The organism is Sulfobacillus thermotolerans (assembly GCF_039623705.1).
In the GTDB taxonomy this organism is placed as follows: Bacteria; Bacillota; Sulfobacillia; order Sulfobacillales; family Sulfobacillaceae; genus Sulfobacillus; species Sulfobacillus thermotolerans.
Window position 1 is genome coordinate 883864 of the sequence record NZ_CP133983.1, and the last position, 18519, is coordinate 902382.

Sequence of the window (18519 nt, forward strand, 5' to 3'; positions counted from 1 at the left end):
ACTAAAAATGAACACGAGAGATTGCTCAAGGAAATAATAGATGGTGTGTTGTCTATGCGCCATTGTCTTCGAGGATAATTTTTTCATTTGTTCTAATGGCAAACGCATAGCCGATAGTAGGAGAGACTCCGATATCAATAGAAGCAAAAAGTGGCATAATAAACCATCCTTGACTTTATTAGTAACATACCATATCGGTAAGGTCATCCACATTGTTACAAATTCAACCCCAAATAGACTTTATCGCGATCCTCGCGCCGAATGCCAATATACGCCAAAGTCGTCCCCGGACTACTGTGATTCAAAATCTGCTGAATAATGGCGAGATCCACCCCCGAGGTGTACGCGAAATAGCCAAAGGTCTTCCGGAGGGTATGGGTGCCAATCGGATCGGTGAGACCCACAGCGCGGGCGGCATCGCGGAGGATCTGCCAGGCTTGGCCGCGTTGTAACGGGCGGCCATGTTTCCGCGAGGGGAAGAGCGGATCGGAGGGCTTGGCGTCAGGTCGGGTGGCGAGATAGGCGGCCAGGGCTTTTTTGGCCGTGGCGCTCAGGGGAAAGTCTTTCATCTTGCCGGTCTTCTGTTCGGTCATCCGAATGCGTTCCCGCCATTTTGTTGGCGTTTCGCGAACATCGCCCACGGTCAGGTGCAAGAGGTCGCCAATCCGTAAGCCACTGTTAATGCCCAGCGTAAACCAAGCCGCATCGCGCAAGTTTTGCGCCGCCAGAATTTTGCGGACCGCATCGATCTGCCGTTTATCACGGATCGGTTCGACGGTATTCACGAAATTCATCGCTCCTTCACGGGATCACGGTGATCGCAATGGTATCCACTACAAGACTTCTCTGATCGTTATTATAGCCGATTCCCAGCAACCCGTCCTCACTGAGGGGCGCTGAGGCGCGTTCACAGGGAACCCGAACCTTAGATCCCTTGGGCGTTTGCGGGGATTGCCCAGGCTTTTGGTGAATCGAACAGAACTCCATTCTGTCCGATTCACCACCCCGTCTGATCGGGAGCAGGTTCGCAGAGTTGCCCGAGGATTTGAGATCCCGGTTGCCAGCGCGCACGCCATTCGTCCCACGTCGGACCCGATTGCGAGTCCAGCCACGCCGCCACCGAACTTTCGAACGTTGCCATGTGCGTGTCAGTCCACCATCCCCGATGTTCGGCATACCGGGCATACACCAACGTTGTTGTCAGCACATCGCTTTCGCAGTACGTGCGGATCGCATCGAGCTGCCCCGATTGATATAGCGGGAGCACGTGGCTACCATCGACGCCAATCTTCCCCGGAATTCCCAAGATCGCAGCCATTTCGTCGAGTTTCAGCTTGGCGCTGGCTCCGTAGTTGCTCAGGATGTCCATGAGGTCAATGTGCCAGTCTTCATCAAACCGATACCGATAGTTTTGGAATCGACCGGTTCCCGTTTGATAAAAGGCCGGAACGGATACGTGATGCACCATGGCGCGGTAGATCAACACGGGTAAGTCAAACCCGCTGGAATTCCAGCCGACTAATTGTGGGCGGCTTTCAGCAATCACATCAAACATCTTCTTAACGAGTTGCCGCTCGTCCCATGTGCGATGGCCTAAACTGGTTAATCGTCTCATCGCGCCATCGGGCGTAATCCACGCGGCGGCAATCGCCACAATCTGCTGAAAGGCGGGCTTCAACGGTTGCTCATCGAGGTGGGCGTTAGCCACGATCGTTGCATCCGACTCATCACTGGCAGCCCGTTGGAGTTGACGTAAGGCAGTGAGATCTGGGATGGTTTCGAGATCAAAAACGAGAATCGGCTTCATCGACTCGCACTCCTTTGCGTAGTAGGGCTAATCCAGAATCTGGTCAAAACGGCGCATCATCGGAAGACGGGGAGAGGGGTGCGGCATGGTGCAATTGCTTGATGAGCGGAAAAACTACGGCTGACACCGTAGCCAGATGCTCAGGCGACAAGGTGCGTAAGGTGTCGATCAACCGTTGGAGTTCTTTGTCGGTGGACGGGGAATGCGAACTGCTGGCGGGTGGCGCGGGAGGAACGGGAGCCCGAGGGGGGCGCACGGTTTGAATCGCCATGACGACGCCTTGAACGCGGTCTTGAACGGGATCAATGAGGCGGTCTGGATAGGCAGGATTCGCGGCCCGCAACCACCATCGAGGCGCTCCGAGGGGATCGGGTTCCCGAATCAAATACTTGAGGGTGGTTTCGCCATTGACGAGCGCCACGACCATACTTCCGTCAGGGACCTCTTCCCACCCAGCGACGGCTTTGACAATCACTTGATCACCCGCGTGTACCCCTGCGCCGATCATCGAATCGCCTTCGACGTACAGAGCAAAATCTCCTTCAATATCGTCACGCACGAGCGCCGTACCTCGTCGGTCTTCTTGAGCCTCAATCGGAATACCGGCCACAATTTTCCCGAGAATGGGGACTTCACGTAAATGGAGAAGGCTGGGCAAAATTTCGCGCAAGGGACGATCTAGCGTGGTTTCAGCGGGGGATTTTTTCAGCCCGTTCATGAGGTATTTGAGCGGGACCCCATAGGCTTTGGCGATGGCACTTAAGGCATCCAACGGGATCGGCGTCTGCCCGGATTCCCAACCTAGCCAGGTATCCGGAGGAATATTGATACGGCCTGCGGCTTCCTCTACGGTATGGCCTCGTAGTTCGCGTAATTGCCGCAACTTCAATGCAATAGTATCCCAGTTGAGGGTTGGGGATGGGACTGGATCGGTGGGTTCGTCCGTACCCAGCAAGTAATCCGTTGAGACATGGAGAACTTGGGCTACTTGGACAAGCCTCTCAGACGATAGTTTTCGGAGACCTCGCTCGTAGAGGCTGATAGCATTCTGAGATATACCAAGCAATTGACCTAATTCGGATTGGTCCAGACCCCTGCTAGTCCTCGCCATCTTTAGACGCTCGCCTGTGCTCATGAGAATCCTCCCATTCCTTAGTTCTTTAAGGATATTACATTTTGCTATAAATAAAAAGTTTTTTGGAGTAAAAACCATAATGGTGTTGACTCGGGGTTTATGTGGTTTATAATAAAACTATAAACCAAAAAGGTTAGCGAAAGCGAGGCTATCCCCATGAATCCCCTTATCTCCGCTCGTCGTGCCGCCCGTCTCACCCAGCAAGCCTTGGCTCGCAAAGCAGGGGTCGCACAACCAACGTTGTCGCAGCTCGAACACGGCAAACGCGCCGGGAGTCTGCGCACCTACCGGAAACTTGCTCGAGCGTTAGGCGTCCCCCTCGTAGAAATTTTGCCCCAAGATGAAGCCTGGTCGGGCTTCATCTCCGCACCTTCACTCGAGGATCTGTTAGAACCCGTGGTGACCACAGATCTTCCGGTGGGCAACTGGTCGCCAACGCGCCTCATGGACTGGCTGTTGTGCCCCGCCAAAGGCGCATGGAGCACTGGTATCTTTGAACTTCCCCCGGATTTTCGCTGGCCTCACAATGCCCGGGCGGCGGTAGGGAAGGCCACGCACCGTTATGCAGAAAATCGCTTGATGGGGATGTCCCCGGACGATGCACTTATGAACGTCGCCGATCAGACGGTCGGCACGGACCCCGAGACATGGCTCCCCTTCACGGAAGCATGGGATCGGGCGGTGCGCCCGAGCCTTGGTCAGCCCCGCGCCGTGGAACAGCGGATGGAATTCCAAATGGGGGGACACACCATCACCGCCGTCCTCGACGTAGTGGACCAGAGTAGCATGATTCGAGATCTCAAAACGGCACAGCGTCTACCCAACACGACGGCCTCGGCCCGCGAATCGTTGCAAGCTCCGATGTACGTCGCCGGGTGGCACGCGACCACCGGAGAGTGGAGCACCTTCGGACTCGACTACCTGGTGGCGCACAAAGCAGGCGTGGAGCACACCATGATTCCTGTCCCGGTGTCGCAAGCGGACATCATGCGGGTTACGAAGCAACTGGACTACGCCGCTACCCTAGCCCAACGGCCCGAGTCGATCGTTCCCAATCCTCAAACCAAATACGGCTGTAGCACCTGCGCATTTCTCAGCTTGTGCCACACGAAGTTCGGCACCCTCATTACCGAGGACAGCCCTGCGGAGCCCGTCGCTGTCTTGTAAAAGACGGCGGTGGCCTCCCCAGGGAGGGCGATTCCCCCACCATACACTGCACACAACATCAAAGGAGACGAAATCTATGGCAACTGCTACGGAAACGAAGAACACCGCATTGACAGTTTGGGCCAAATTGCCCGCTGGTTATGAATTCCCCGAGCAGGACTTGCGCCCGGAGCGTTACCGCATCAAAGCCCGGGGCTTTGAAGGCCCGGTGGATACCGTGACAAACATGACGGGCGTCATCCTCGCGGTCCGCGAAGCCCGCTGGATGCCGTTTATTGAACTGGATGGAAAAGGGAATGAAATTGAACGCGATCCCGTGCCCACCCAATGCCAGCTCGTGGAACGCGGCGTAGGCGAATGGCACACGGCCCCTTTAGACATCGACGGCCCGGTCGAACGGCGCGAATGTGCCTCGTGTCCCATGAACCGCTGGGGCACGGCAGCCAACGGCGGCAAAGGCAAGGCGTGCCGGGAAAAACGCCTGTTGCTGGTTCTCCGCGATGGAGAAGCGTTGCCCGTCGTGGTGGTGGCCCCGCCCACGTCGCTCTTGAGCGTCGGGCAGTTTGAAACCCGGGCGGCCGCCCGCCGTCTCCGCCTCGGGCAAATCCATGTCAAGTTGTCCACTAGTTATCAGAAATCGGGACAGATGGAGTGGGGCGTGCTGTCTATCGAAGAGCTAGAAATTTTAGACGCCGCCGCGCAGGCCGCGCTCGTGGAGCGCCTTATGGACGGCCCGCTCCACGACTTTTACACCGCGTGGACTCAGCCCCCCGTGCAACAGGATCAAACATTCTAGTCGCGTTCGACTCGGATGCTGCGGACGCCGATGGCGTCCCCGGCACGCGGGCCGTCTCGCGAAATCCACAATACCAGGAGGAAAGACCCATGGCCACCCTGTTTGTCGAACCTACCCCCCAGCCCGTTTCCGCCACCCCTGTTCGGCCCCACGGCAATATTGTGCGAGCGGCCCGGACGGCGGCGCGACGGCGCAAAGAACAAGCCCTCCGAGCAACGTGCAAAGCGATTGTGTCGAAATTTCGCGATGAATACCGAGAAGCCCGTCGCGCCATGACCGAAGAGTTAGGCCGCATGGTGAGCTACGGTCCCCGGGATATCGAGCCCTACCCGGGGACTCGGGCGGGCAAAGCCCCCACCCCGCAACAGATTTACGAGTACTTGTGCCGCACGGCGTGGGTGGACGCAGCGAATCAAGCCCGGCGGCGTGTGGAAGACGGCTGGGAGGCCACCCTGGAAGGATTGCGTTGGGAAGCCATGCGTGCGATCGACGCGGCGTTGTCCGCAGCCGTCAAGGATGCAACCCCCGCACTGAAACGATCGTTGCAACACATCGCACTCAAAGAGTGGTCCCGCGTGGCCCCCGACCTCACCCATCGGGATCGGGATACGCCTGCCGGATCTTCCATGCTCTTCGATGTGAGTTATCCCCGTCAGCACGAAGCCGCCCGACGATTCTGCACTCGGGACGCCGGTCGACCCCCTCTCACACCCCCCGATCCAACCATCGCACAACTCATGAAGGCGGGCACTGATAGTGCGGCGGTCAAGGAGCATGGCGTGTTCAAGGTTGTTTCAAACACCGACTTAGCCGCCCGCGATTTCGCGTTTACCCAAGCTCGGTAATCCCTTATCGGTAATCCCTTAGATAAAGACAAAAAGCAAAGGAGATCGACGACGATGGCCAACCACGTGTTTCGCGCATGGAACGCTCCCGACGTGCAACGACGCACCGTACATCTTGATTCGCACACCGCTCAGCGCATCGCCCGAGCCGCTCAAACCGCCGACGCCCCGCGATCCGAAATCGGTCGCCGGGCCATCGCGGTGGGAGTGAACTTACCCGCCCTGCCCCCGGAAACGGAGGGACGGCGCACCACGATCCTGTACATTTATCTTCCAGCCCCCCTGGACTTGCAGCTCCTTGCACTCGCCAACAAACACCGCATCAGTATAGCCTCCGCTGCCCGCCGATTGATTGCCGCGTATGTCACTCAGGAGGACTCCCGTGAATAACACCTTGCGCCCGTACCAGGAAGCCGCGATTGCCGCCTCGCGCCAATCCTTGACGCAAGGAATCACACGGCAAATCTGGAGCTTAGCGACGGGAACGGGGAAAACCTTCACCGGCACAACCTACGCTCAGCAACGCGGGTTACCCACGCTTTGGTTGGTGCACCGCGATGAATTGGTTCGGCAAGCCGCCGAATCGTTCAGCAAGGGGTGGCCCGAGGCGTCCGTTGGGATCGTCAAGGCCGCCGAAGATGACTACGAAGCCCCGGTGGTGGTTGCCAGCGTTCAAAGCCTGTCGGCCAAAAGGCTGACGCGATGGACTCCGGATCGATTCGGCACCGTGATCGTGGATGAATGTCATCACGCCCCGGCCATCAGCTACCGGAAAATCCTCGACTACCTGCATCCGCAGTTATTATTGGGCTTGACCGCAACCCCGTACCGATCCGACAAAGCCTCACTTGGGGAAGTGTTCGACAAGATCGTGCACAGTTACGGCATCCAAGAAGGGATTCGTGATGGCTATCTGGTGGATATTCGAGCCTTCCGCGTGGAGGGCAAAGCAGACCTTGACGAGGTTCATACGTCAGGAGGGGACTTTAATCAAACCGAACTGAGCCGTGCGCTGAATACCCCTCCGCGCAATCGGCTGATTGTGGATGCGTATCAACAGCACGCAGCAGGGACCCGAGCGATTGGATTTACGGCTGGGGTTCAACACGCTTACAATTTGGCCACAATGTTTCGGGACGCCGGCATTCCCGCTGAGGCTATCGATGGATCCATGCCCCTCGATGATCGGCGGGCTGTGTTAGCCCGGTTAAAAACTGGGGAAACGCTAGTGGTTCTAAATGATTCGGTGTTAAGCGAGGGGTTTGACGAACCCGCCGTGCGCACGGTGATCTTAGCCCGTCCCACCAAGTCGCTTGCGCTATTCACGCAGATGGTGGGTCGGGGGACACGTCCGTCTCCGGAGACTGGCAAAACCCACATGGTGCTGTTGGACATTGTGGACTCGACACGCCGTCACAAGCTAATGACTGTGAAAGACCTGATTGGGTTGCGCAAAGACCCGAAAGATGGCACCAGCGTCGCCGAGCGGATGACTCAGGAGTCCCGGCTGTCAGACGAGGCGGAGCGGTGGCTTACCCGATTGCATTTGCATAGCGAAGACGTCCTGGACCTCTTTGAGTCCCTAACTGACGATCCGGCACCTAGCGTGGACTGGCGCGACTTGCTGGACGACCTGACGACGATTGCCGACGATCCCGATCGGCGCTCCGAGGTCGAACGCTACTATGCCCGCTTTATGCAAAATCCCCTGGACCCCGCGACGGCCCTGCAACAAACGCGCTTGGCGGAGTTCGGCTGGCTGCCCGACATCGCGTCGACGCTCACAAAGTGGGAGGCCAGCTACGCCCTCGACAAGCACCGGGATATTCTGGCTCAATGGTCGGCGCACCGGGCGGGCACATTAGCCCAGCTGATGGGATGGGATCCGCAGCAGGCCCAGGCTGCCATGGCCAACCAGTTGTGGCAGCTGACCCCCGCCACGCCCAAACAACGGGCGCTCCTCCATAGGTTGCACGTGCCCGAGGAATTGATCGTCACGGTCACGAAAGGCGAGGCATCGCAATTGATCGATACCGGGTTGGCAGCTTGGAAAGGAGGGGCTCCCGCTCATGCGTAACGTCAAATTTCGTCGACGACGCTACCGTTTGCGCCCCACGGCGGGACGCGTGTGGACTGGGATCGGAGTGGTTTTAGCCGTCGGCGGCGGCTATGGGCTGTTAGTGTTGTGCTTAGCCGCAGGGCCACACGCCTAAAGACATGCATAGGAGGACAGCGTGATGGCATCAATCCACGATATTCGTCAAACATGGGAACTGGTCGCGGTGCCGGGGTACCTGGTCGAAGTGCGAATACTGCGTCGGGGGGCGCGTCCCGCCGTGGGGCGCTTTACCCACCTCGATCGTTTTGTGCAAGCGGTCACCACGGCCAACGCGCGCCCCGATGTCTCGGGGATCTACGTGACCTTAAACCCGGTAGCTCCTGACGCACCGTGGGTGGGCCCCTTCAATCAGGTGCGCATCGGAGGGAAGGCGGCTCGCGACACGGATGTGGCCTATCGCCGCTGGTTGCTGGTGGACTGTGATCCCGTCCGACCCGCCAAGACCAACGCGACCGTCGCAGAACGAAGGGCGGCATTCACGAAAGCCGGAGACATCGGCAAGGCGCTACGCGCCCTGGGCTGGCCTGATCCGGTGCAAGCGGTGTCGGGCAATGGGGCCCATCTTCTCTATCGGTTGGCCGACTGGCCCAACGACAAACTCACGACCGAACGGGTGCAGTGGATGCTCAAGACGCTGGCGCATCGGTTTACGGATGGCACCGTCGATGTGGACGTGAGTGTGTTCAACGCGAGCCGCATTTCGAAAGTGTATGGGACTGTGCCCAAAAAAGGAGCGCCGTCCGCCGAACGCCCGTGGTGGCCTGCCCAGATCGTCCACCGACCCGACCCCCTCGTGCCCCTGGATCACGAGGGCTGGCGAGTCCTCAGCCGATGGGCTGTCGATCCCGTGCATAAAGTCTGGGTGCCGTCTCGCACTCCACCCCGGGCCTCAGCCTCGTGGACACACCATGTGGAGAGCGTCTGTAATCAATTAGCCGCGTGGGGCTTAGACATTCTGGCAGAACCAATGGTGATGCCCGATGGACGCACAAAAATTCTGGTGACCTGCCCGTGGGAAGCGGAACACAGCGGATCGTCCGGCAAGACCGAGAGTGCCGTGTTTTGGTCCCCTGACGGCACGCTTGGGTACAAATGCCAGCATATGCATTGCGCAGAGCGCCGATGGCGCGATGTGCGGCGCGTGATGGCCCCCACCACGGCCACCACGCGCTCAAGCCGATCCCACTAGCCCCCTAGCACCACTACATGCAGGAGGTGATCTCCGTTGAGACCACACGATGATGATACCATATGCTCGTCCGAGGCGTCACAGGGCAGGGACCCTCTTAACGTGCCGGAGAAGGAAGACCTTTCACGAGAACAGACCCTGTCATTCCCTAGGGATGCCCTGTGGGAGGCGTTCGACACAGACGACGCGAAGACCATGGACCAGTTGGGAGACCCGCCCTCCGTTCTCTCGGAACCAGACGCGCCCGTTTCCGACAACGGGCATAGAGCCCCGGATGGGCCCGAGGAACCGACGAGGGCTCACGTGGAGACACCCGATCTCTTGACGGTGTGGAATGCCACCGCGCTGCCCCAGATTCAGGCGAACCCGGGATTGCTGGTGGATGCGGACATCATTGCCCTCGCGACTGCTATCTACCGCACGGATAATCTCGGATGGTATGAGCTGGCGCGGGGACTGGAAGGCATCAAGGGCTATAAGGCTCGAGAATGGAAGAAGATTATTGCCACCGAAGCCAAACGGCAAGCGGAAGCCGAAACACGGGCCGCGCAACAGGCGCAACGGATTGCCGCATCGTCCCCCTCGGGGCCTCTGGCCCCCGTGACGTTACCGCGTGTCGAAGACATCTGGCCGGACGCCCCCGTGCGGGTGCGGGAGTGGCCCGTGCCGGCCGATCGACGGTTTGACGCAGGGCCACAAGGGGTGGCTCGGAAAGTAGGAGAAGATCCTCTGACGGGGGAGCGGGTGATGACCCCGATTACGTATGTCCCGTTGATGATTATCGGGGGCGCGGAACCCATGGACACCGATGGCGAAGGATGGCTCGAATTATTGTGGCGGGCGGGGGCTGAGTGGAAAGCCGTGTGGCTCCCGCGTAAGCAGGTCATGAGCCTCAAAAACGCGCCGGATACGCTGAACACCCTCAATATTCGCATCGCTCACGATGAAATTAAGGCCGTTTTGAAATGGCTAGAATTGACGGAACAGGTCGGCTTGCAGGCGGGAGTGTGGGGAGATCAGCACCTGACGAACACTCTGGGATGGAAACGGGTGCAGAATGCGTGGGGCTTTATGCTGCCCGAACAATGGATCGGCCCCGCGTTACCGGGCGGCAACGATCACGTCGTGTTCTGGCCCAAGGGTCGGGGCTCAGCGGGGGCCGACCTGTTCAAAGCGCACGGCGACATTGCCGAAGAATCGCGCCTCCTCGCCGACATTCTCGCGGAGATTCCCCAGTTTGCGTGGCTTATGGGGCATGGGGCGGCCGCCCCGTTGCACCGCCGCCTGAGCAGGTTGCATGTGACGGGCAATCTCAACGGGTACGTCGTCGAACTGGCCAGCGCGCAAAGCTCGACGGGGAAAACCTCGTTGACCGCGCTGGCGTTGTCCCCCTGGCGGTCTCCTTATATTCCCATTGCGCAGTATTCGTCGGCCTTTGCCTTGGAACAGCAGTTGCTGGAAACGAACGATCTGCCCACCGCGATCCAAGAATTGCAGGCGGATCAGAAAAGCAAAGTGGACTGGAGTAGTGTCGTCCACATGATCGCGGAAAAAGGGGGACGGGTGCGGGGGCAAAAGACCGGCGGCTACGCCGTGGCCGAAACCCTGCACACCACGCTGTTTGTTGCCAACAACCAAAGTATTCTCAGCATGGTTGGGGATCAGGCGGGAGCCGCCGCCCGCATTTTGTCCTTGAATCACATCATCCCGCAACGGCGGCTCGACGATCCCCGACAATCCGCTCAGCTCAAAACCTTGATCGAAGGATGGATGGCTCGGGTCAGTCAGCATCACGGCCATGGGGGCCGGGCCATGGTCGCCGTCCTTACGACGATGACGGACGCGGATTTACTGAGCCAGTACCAAGCTGCCGAAGCGGTGGTGGATCAGATGCGGGCGGCATGGCCAGCGGCTTCAGGCGAGGTGGCGAAGGTCTTAGGCCGCCAAGCGCATGCCTGGGCGATGGGGTTGTTAGGACTGCGCCTCTTGTTACAGCATGGCTATGGCTGGACGCCCCAAGCCGTGGCCCAGGCCGAAGCGGGCTATCTGGAGGCCATCCAACAGGGGATCTTGCCTGCCAGCGCCTTTGATCAGCAATCCGAAGCCGAACGCTGGTGGGAAACCGCATGCAGTTTATTGAATGAACATGCGATGGAGTTTGCTGGTTTGGAACTCACGGACCGGGACGGGAATGTCATTGCGCCTCGGGCGTACCGAGGACGGTACTTTGCCGACGAAGATCTCATCGGCGTCTTGCCCGAGTGGTTTCAAGGCGAACTCAAGCGCAATGGCCGCAAGGATTTTAAGTCGATTTACACGGAGTGGTGTCGGAAAGGCTGGATGATTCGGGGAGAAGAAAAATTTACCATTGTCAAAAGCATGAAGAAGGTTGGGCAAGTTGCCGTTGCAACACGCTTACTGTGTTTTCGCGCCAGTGCCGTGGGATTTGGGGTGGTATTGCCGGAACCAAACGAGATGCATGACCAAGCCCCGCAGGCTCCGGCCCCCGAACCCCCTGCGGTGATCCCATCGGTCCAAGAGGAACCACCCACGCCGCATGAACTGCAAGAGCCTCTGTCGCCGGCCGCTCTGGTTCGTCGCCTGTATGCCAAACAACAACGCGGAGGTGCGCCATGACAGAATCCCTGAGCGTCGCGCAACAAGCCCAAGCTCTCATGCGTCATCCTGAGCCCACACCGTGGGATCAGGCCGTCGCCGAATCAGTCATCGGGCAAACCGCTCAGGCCATCGCGTCGCGTTTAGTGTGGCCGCGCCACTGGATGGAACAACTGACGCGGATGGCTGATCCTTACGATGAGCAACCGCCCCACCCCCTGATTCGAGCTCTCGACCAGGCACAAACGGCCATTGAAGCGGGGGTGGCCGCCCAGGATCTCCAAGGTGTGGTACTGGGGTGTCGAGCTTGGTGGCTCGCTGCCAAACAGGTGATGCAAGCCGCCCCATCGGGCTATTTTCTTGTGGAACCCGACGAAGCTGCGCCCATCTACGTATTACCCGACGGGGACGCGCCACTGGCCCGTTGGGATGACCTTCTGCACCTTCTCGCCGCGCCGGACCTCCCGCGCCCGGTGCGCCTGCGCTGGTTCAAGGCCGATGGCACGTGCCGCCGTGATGCATGGGCTCCGCGTTAATCTGGGCGTCATGCTTTCCTCCCCCGGACCGTCTGACCCACTTGTGCGTGAAGCCGTTGAGGGATTCACCCTACACCTTTTATGGCTTTCCTGCGTTTAACACCATGTATATATACGGGTCCAAAATAATTTAATTTCGAGATGGAAGGAGCGCTGGAGAAAAAATAAATGGCAAGCGTCGCGTGTAGATGATATGCAACCAGGAAAGTAAGAAAAGAAGGATATAAGGATATATACCTTATATTTATTGCTATGTATGGCTTTCAGGTGATGACGGTGACGGAAGACCGGTCGAGAGGGAACCGACGTGAAAGACGGCAAAAGGGTAAGGAAACAAGACCAAACATTGAGGTAGGAGAGAACTTCTAATGGGATCTTTACGAGAAAGAATTATGATTGTCTCAATGATCGGTGTGGTGGCGATAATGGGATTCGTCGTTCTGCATTTCTATCGAAGCGCTTATCGAATGCAAATTTCATCAGCGCACGCGCGCCAGGATGCGCAAAGACTAATAAGCCCGTTTTTAACAATCAACGGAGGAGGAGATTTTAGCGTGCAGTGGGTCGATTTTTCCGGGCATCTACACCGCGACTATGTTTTGTCGGTATTGGATGTCAATCGACGCGGGCAATTACTGCGTAAATATGTCGTTTACATTAATGGACAAAATGGCACGCCGCGGATATTCCAAGAATTACAGGTGCCTTGAAATTGAACAAAAGGCCCGCTTGACCCCTTCCTCGGCCGCAGGCCAGGAGGGGGTCAAGCGGGCGGCGGCCGGGTGGCAGTTGGCGTGGAGTCGCGGAATACGGTTCTTTGGGTCTCTTTGGCATGGTTATTGTGTTATCACCCCATCGATGATTCGCCGCGCCCAAGACGCATTCCTACCTTATACAAACGGTCGAGCATCCTGTATTTCTCCCTGAATAATGCCACCATGTGACTGATCCATCACGCCTCACATTGTTGGGTCAATGCCATCTCATTCACTGTGGGCATATGTCCTCGATTACGCTATGGATTTCAATCCTTGTATGACACCGTTTGACCGTGGTGTCATTTCTACTCGAATCGTGTCATAGAATAATCCCCGCCGCTTGCAAGGAATGTTTCACAATGTATCGAATTTATAATTTAAGATATTTTCTAAGAGATGAAGGGTAGGGAATCAACATGCATATGTGGAGGAAACTTTCAATCACAGTGGGCTTAGCAGGGTATATCTTATCCATGACACCGATTGTACGGGCCCAATCTAATTCCATAAATACATCTCCGCAAATCATCACGCCTTCCAATTTCAGTTGTACTGTGAATATTGATAACCCGCATGGATCGTCATGGTGGCGCGACCGCGGTCAATCTCGTGTCGCGTCTCATGCATGGATGTCTTGTTCTGCTACGGTAAAAGCCATGCAGGTCACGGCAATCCTTTCGCAAGACGGATCCGTATATTGGCTGGGCAACACATGGATAACAGAAGGCAAGGGTAAACAAAGTGCCTCCAATACTTATCAAATTCCGGCTCCCGGACCCCAAGCGAGTTGGCAATGTCCTTACCCGGGATGGTATAACGAATGGATGTCTCAAGGGGTCGGGTATACAGTATCTTACAATGGGACGGAAGCCATATGGAATTCTACGCCGCCGGATCGGACAGCCATGGTGGCGTGCCCAACTCCTAAACCGGTAGCCTAATTCTCTCGAAAGGAGTCCTGAATGATGAGCGATGCGCAAGAAACCGATTATGTCCGCATATTAATGCTTCATGCATGGGACAACGTGGACACTTTACGGGTAGTGGCACGATTGCAAAACTACAACGTGGGTGAAGATGCGCAACCCCAGCGCCATCCTCCTTGGCAGTTCTTAAATCCGACGGCCTTGTTCGCATTTTTCAATCACTCGGAACCGTGGACGCTCAGGGCGTGGTGGAAAAGTCCCGATGCATGGCGTTATGCGGAGCGAAGTCCCGACGGGGCCGAGGAAGAATATATCACAACGGCCCATCACTGGACCTATCGCGTGAATCATCAGCCACGTGCCTCCGGAACTTATCCGATGCGGGGAACGCCTATCATCTTTAAAGTGGGCAGTCCCCAGTGGACGGCTGAAGCCAATTGCCACCGGCTGGGATGGCTCAATCCCCCGTTGTGGGTGGATTCGATGCACCTGGTCGTTTTAGAACACGGCATGATCCATGGCTATGAGGCCTTTCATCTGGTGGCCTACCCGGACCTGAACGTTATACGCATGCAGCAAGGATTGTTTGACCCCGCGCAAGACCTCGAATGGATAACCGCAGGTCATCTGTTTCAACTATGGGTCAATGCGCAAACCGGATTTTTCCTTCGACTCGCAGCCGAAGCCGATAACGGCCGCGCTTGGGACCTCCTCGTTGATACCCTAGAAATTAATGGCACCATTGGAGCGGATATGTTTGATTAAAGTTCGCCAATTGTCAGGACGCTTAATAAGCAGCCTCGTCTTACTCCTTGCGGGATGTGGAGTGAGTCATCCTTCGTCGTCACCACGTTTGTCTGCCCGGTATTCTGCAGGATTCCCCATCAGAGTACCCTGGGCGGAGATTGTATATGATGGAAGAACCCTGACCGCGCCATTAGTCAGTGCCACGTGGAAAGATAGCCAACACAATTTTAGTAAACTGGCCCCTGCAAAGCGCTATGCGTGGCCATTACGGATCACGCAGAGCCATAATGCACGCATCACAGTGATATGGCATCCCACGATGGAACCCGACATGGTGATGGTCTCGTTCTGGGCACAATCGGCCATCAGCCACACCGGAATCCCGGATAAAAAGCCAAAAATTGTTTGCGAAGTCAATGCCACGTATCCACATCAATCGGATTGTACTTTGACCCCAAGCAAGTTTCAATTGAGAATTCCTCCATACCTCCATCAGCCCCTTTACGTCACGATATCGGCATTATGGGTCCCCGATCACATGCCTCAAAACCCCACAGCGCTTGTACAGCACCAAGCTAAATGGGCGTTGGTACTGATGCCGCACGCCTGATAATGCTTTCGCTTTAACGATGATGCCCGAACGGTGATATGAGACATGTTGAGGCGGCCCGTATGATCCCCAATCCTGATAGAGAAGAATACCGTGGAGCCATGGCGTTTCCTTGGTCGATTGGAAAGCGGCGAAGCTCACAAATCTTCGGAGGATCAGAATCGGGCGGGAGGATGGTGGGCGCTCCCCGGATTTTCTGGCTCCGCGTCTGTCTTCAGATCCTGGACCGCGACAGGCAGGATGCGACGGCAAAAGGTGCGCACGGTGCGGACCAGGGTGCGCCACACCACGTCATGGTGTGCCAATCCCCAATGGCCCAAGCGCCACAACGCATGCGTACGAGAGTCTTTGACCGTATTGGCACGCCACTCGCGGGCTTTGCCCGCGGTTTCCATGGCCCACCCGACGACATTCAACCAATAATACGCCCACGCAAAGACCAGGAGCAGGCGATCCCACCGTTCCGGCGTACTCAGAGTGACGGCATTCCAGGAGAATTCCTCATCGGGATCATTTTTCTGATCGTTAAAGCACTCTGCGGTGGTAAACCGTTGGCCATAGACCCCGATCAGACGGGGGCGTTCCTTCCCACGACCGCGTTTCGTTCAGTGCCAACCCAACCACGCTGGAGGGTGTAAAGAGCGGGTAAAATCCAAAAGCCAAGCCACGCGTGGGTTTGAAGGAAAATTTACACCTGTACCCGCTTTGCCCGCAAAACAATATGTATATATAAAGAGGATTTTTTAATTTTAATTTCGCCGGCTCATCTCTCGCGAAATTAAAATTAAAAAAGCGACCCTATATATATATATATAGATCAAGGGTAAATAGTGTAAAGGTGTAAAGACCCCGCTCAAACCCTTACGCCGCATAAGGTTTTGACCTTTACCCGCAATTTACACCTCGCGCTCTAGCGGGTAAGGGTAGCGTATGAGCATCCGGGAATCGTGCCCGCAATGAACAGTCTGCTACCGTGCGTACTCATGGTCTTGATCCCGGACGCTGTAATCCATCCGGGCCACCGGATGGATGATGGATGACATCACTGCGGCCGAGGCCCCGGGAGCGAAGCCCCCGATCGTGGAGTCGGGACGCCTTGAGAGATTCACTTGCTTATCAACACGAACCTCAAACGCCGAGGAGACTGCTTTGTGGGCTGTGCGGGGGTACGCACAGGGGGCCAATCCCTTGCGGCCCCCTGTTCTGAGTTGCCGACGAAATTCGTACGTAACTCATCTTCTGTGGCAGGAAATTTCTGCGTCGCGTTACTGACGGGCCACGTTGCGTTACTTGTCCACCAGTAACGCTGAAACCCTTGCCCTGTATGTGTTTGAGCCCTGCGTTACTGGTGTTACTGGTTTTTTGCGGATGATATATATATATAGGCGGGATGAATTTAATTTTATTTTGTGAGGGGTCGCAAAACAAAATTAAAAAAGTCGCCCTATATATAGAGAGAGATCATAAGTAACATCAGTAACGACGTACCTCAAACCCTTATGCCACAACGCTTTTGTCGCGTTACTGGTCCGTTAATATTTTGACTCGACCAGTAACGAGCACTCATTGCCGTGCCTTTCTGGGTACGGCAATGAGCAAACGCGGACATCAAATGCGTCGGCGCGTCATCCATCGGGCTAAAGCGTCTGGTTGCGGCAAATGCGCGGTGATGTGCGAGGCCCACCAAGTGTTGATAAGAGCGGGAATCTGGCGCGGCGATGGGATCCGGGTCATAAGGGCCGCGGCCGGGTTAGGCGATAATGCGGGAGCCGATGGAGGGGCCGAGGCCCACGTCAGGCGGACGAGGGCGGGGCTCCGTAGGGGCCGATGATCCAGCGGATCAGGCTCCACAGCGCGGCATTCATAGCGTGGCGGGCGGCATAATTCATGGTGGGCACCTCCCTCGGGGTTCGGGGTGGCTTGACACGGCGCTAGCACTCTTCTATACTCATAATATCACCTGCACGGCGTGACGGTTTTTCGCGCCCTGAGACCCGAAAAATCGTGAAAAATGTGCATCCCCCGGAAACGCTCCGGGGGGTTTTGTGTCTCATATCCTGCACACCGGAAGAGGCCTCCATGCTTTTTGCGTACGTTAGACCAAGCGTCCAAATTTCGGACGCTTGGTCTGGAGCGTCCTCATCATCGAATGCGGCTACGATTCCCGAATGCCACTGAGATCATTTAGATGCGTTGTCGTCGTTTGTCAGAATGGGGAAGGAAGGGAAAAAAGCCATGTCGTATGTTGTCTTGCCTCAGATCGTCCCGCCCACCGCGCTGGAAGTGCGAGAATGGCAGGGCCAGCGGGTCGTCACATTGGCCGATATTGACCGTCTGCATCGCAGGCCAGAAGGGACGGCACGACGTAATTTCAATGAGCATCGGGAACGATTTATTGCAGGAGAAGATTACTTTACGGTGTCCCGTTCTGAGTTGCGTACGAATTTCGTCGGCAACTCAGAAGGCAATCCGAATATCGAAATGATCTTAATCACCGAATCCGGCTATCTCATGATCACCAAATCCCTGACGGACGATTTGGCGTGGCAGATTCAGCGCGGATTGGTCAACACCTATTTTCGGGAGCGGATGAGGGAGGCCCCAAAATCCACGCCTAAACCGACAACTCTGAAATACCTAGCTGAAGTCTTACGGGCCACTACTCGGGGCCTTCCTCCCCAGACGGATGCATGGCCCGTCATGCGGGCGGCCTATCAAGCGGCAGGCATTGATGTACCGGAAACGTTGGAGCACAGTATACTGCCTGCGAAAGCTGCATACCCTGCCGCCCCCCGAGCATCCACCACGGTGGCCACGGACTTGGATAGCCTACGTGCTACTTTGCAAGCCGCGCTTCAGACGGTGGCCGACCGCATTATCGGGTGGCGCAGCCCAGGGCCATGGATCAACGGACAGCATATCGGCATGCTCAAAACGATGGATGGGCGGCAGTATTTGGTATGCGAGCCGACATGGGTGGTCACGGTGTTGCAATCACCTGATGCTCGTGCCAGTAAGCGGGCCATGCGAGCGGCCGGCTGGTTGCGGACGGACAAGGGGCATGCGTTTTCGTGTAACGTTCTTCTGCGCGCTCGCGGGCAGGTGCGGCCCATGATGTGGATCGATCTGGCGGCGGCGGGGCTGGCGTGTGATGACCTGACGCCCCGGCGCGATGGGAATCATGCGTGAGGCACAAGGGATGGGCGCTAGGCGCCCGAAGAACCACAACAGAAAGACGGTGCGATACTGTCGCGTTGCCCGCAGTTGC

The 18519-nt window shown here is 56.9% G+C and carries 18 protein-coding genes; 14 read left to right on the forward strand and 4 right to left on the reverse strand.

Annotated features, from left to right (window positions below; all coding sequences use genetic code 11):
• Window positions 1-215 precede the first annotated feature (215 nt).
• The 3 genes from ORD20_RS04460 to ORD20_RS04470 form a co-directional block, all read right to left on the reverse strand.
• Window positions 216-785 (reverse strand): site-specific integrase, encoded by a 570-nt coding sequence (locus tag ORD20_RS04460; protein WP_173677103.1) that lies wholly within the window; start codon window positions 783-785, stop codon window positions 216-218.
• A 212-nt stretch (window positions 786-997) separates the two neighbouring features.
• Window positions 998-1807, reverse strand: a complete 810-nt coding sequence (locus ORD20_RS04465) for a 3'-5' exonuclease (protein WP_103375978.1) — start codon at window positions 1805-1807, stop codon at window positions 998-1000.
• A gap of 43 nt (window positions 1808-1850) precedes the next feature.
• Complete coding sequence (locus ORD20_RS04470) at window positions 1851-2942, reverse strand: helix-turn-helix domain-containing protein (RefSeq protein ID WP_158246314.1); 1092 nt, start codon at window positions 2940-2942, stop codon at window positions 1851-1853.
• Window positions 2943-3098: 156 nt separating this feature from the next.
• On the opposite strand from ORD20_RS04470, the gene ORD20_RS04475 reads away from it, so the two are divergent.
• The 13 genes from ORD20_RS04475 to ORD20_RS04535 all read left to right on the forward strand — a co-directional run bounded on the left by ORD20_RS04475 (window position 3099) and on the right by ORD20_RS04535 (window position 15251).
• The gene (locus tag ORD20_RS04475; protein WP_242968567.1) at window positions 3099-4109 is read left to right on the forward strand and encodes a PD-(D/E)XK nuclease family protein; all 1011 of its coding nucleotides are present in this window, start codon (window positions 3099-3101) and stop codon (window positions 4107-4109) included.
• 76 nt (window positions 4110-4185) lie between these two features.
• Window positions 4186-4905, forward strand: a complete 720-nt coding sequence (locus tag ORD20_RS04480; protein ID WP_103375980.1) for a hypothetical protein — start codon at window positions 4186-4188, stop codon at window positions 4903-4905.
• 89 nt (window positions 4906-4994) lie between these two features.
• Window positions 4995-5750 carry a hypothetical protein gene (locus tag ORD20_RS04485; RefSeq protein WP_103375981.1) on the forward strand — a complete coding sequence of 252 codons (756 nt, stop codon included), beginning with the start codon at window positions 4995-4997 and terminating at the stop codon, window positions 5748-5750.
• Window positions 5751-5843: 93 nt separating this feature from the next.
• Window positions 5844-6140 (forward strand): hypothetical protein, encoded by a 297-nt coding sequence (locus ORD20_RS04490; protein ID WP_146039070.1) that lies wholly within the window; start codon window positions 5844-5846, stop codon window positions 6138-6140.
• Window positions 6133-7827, forward strand: coding sequence for a DEAD/DEAH box helicase (locus tag ORD20_RS04495; RefSeq protein WP_242968568.1), 1695 nt, complete (start codon window positions 6133-6135; stop codon window positions 7825-7827). Before ORD20_RS04490 ends, ORD20_RS04495 begins: the two co-directional genes overlap by 8 nt.
• Window positions 7820-7963 (forward strand): hypothetical protein, encoded by a 144-nt coding sequence (locus tag ORD20_RS04500; protein ID WP_158246315.1) that lies wholly within the window; start codon window positions 7820-7822, stop codon window positions 7961-7963. Before ORD20_RS04495 ends, ORD20_RS04500 begins: the two co-directional genes overlap by 8 nt.
• A gap of 24 nt (window positions 7964-7987) precedes the next feature.
• On the forward strand, window positions 7988-9058 hold the full coding sequence (locus ORD20_RS04505) for a DNA primase (RefSeq protein ID WP_103375984.1): 1071 nt from the start codon (window positions 7988-7990) through the stop codon (window positions 9056-9058).
• A 303-nt stretch (window positions 9059-9361) separates the two neighbouring features.
• Window positions 9362-11695 carry a DUF927 domain-containing protein gene (locus ORD20_RS04510; protein ID WP_158246316.1) on the forward strand — a complete coding sequence of 778 codons (2334 nt, stop codon included), beginning with the start codon at window positions 9362-9364 and terminating at the stop codon, window positions 11693-11695.
• A complete protein-coding gene (locus tag ORD20_RS04515; RefSeq protein WP_103375986.1) occupies window positions 11692-12210 on the forward strand; it encodes a hypothetical protein in 519 nt (172 codons plus the stop codon). Before ORD20_RS04510 ends, ORD20_RS04515 begins: the two co-directional genes overlap by 4 nt.
• A gap of 368 nt (window positions 12211-12578) precedes the next feature.
• Complete coding sequence (locus ORD20_RS04520) at window positions 12579-12920, forward strand: hypothetical protein (protein ID WP_103375987.1); 342 nt, start codon at window positions 12579-12581, stop codon at window positions 12918-12920.
• Window positions 12921-13441: 521 nt separating this feature from the next.
• Window positions 13442-13909 (forward strand): hypothetical protein, encoded by a 468-nt coding sequence (locus tag ORD20_RS04525; protein WP_146039071.1) that lies wholly within the window; start codon window positions 13442-13444, stop codon window positions 13907-13909.
• A gap of 21 nt (window positions 13910-13930) precedes the next feature.
• Complete coding sequence (locus ORD20_RS04530) at window positions 13931-14659, forward strand: hypothetical protein (protein ID WP_146039072.1); 729 nt, start codon at window positions 13931-13933, stop codon at window positions 14657-14659.
• Window positions 14652-15251: a hypothetical protein gene (locus ORD20_RS04535; protein WP_103375990.1), complete on the forward strand. Its 600-nt coding sequence runs from the start codon at window positions 14652-14654 to the stop codon at window positions 15249-15251. The genes ORD20_RS04530 and ORD20_RS04535 overlap by 8 nt, the downstream gene beginning before the upstream one ends.
• Window positions 15252-15406: 155 nt before the next feature.
• Here the strand turns inward: ORD20_RS04535 and ORD20_RS04540 are convergent, their stop codons facing one another.
• A complete protein-coding gene (locus tag ORD20_RS04540) occupies window positions 15407-15667 on the reverse strand; it encodes a hypothetical protein (RefSeq protein WP_146039073.1) in 261 nt (86 codons plus the stop codon).
• A 1819-nt stretch (window positions 15668-17486) separates the two neighbouring features.
• Between ORD20_RS04540 and ORD20_RS04545 the strand changes: the two genes are divergently transcribed.
• Entirely contained in the window at window positions 17487-18440 is a 954-nt protein-coding gene (locus ORD20_RS04545) for an ORF6N domain-containing protein (protein WP_103375994.1), read from the forward strand.
• The last annotated feature ends 79 nt before the right edge of the window (window positions 18441-18519 follow it).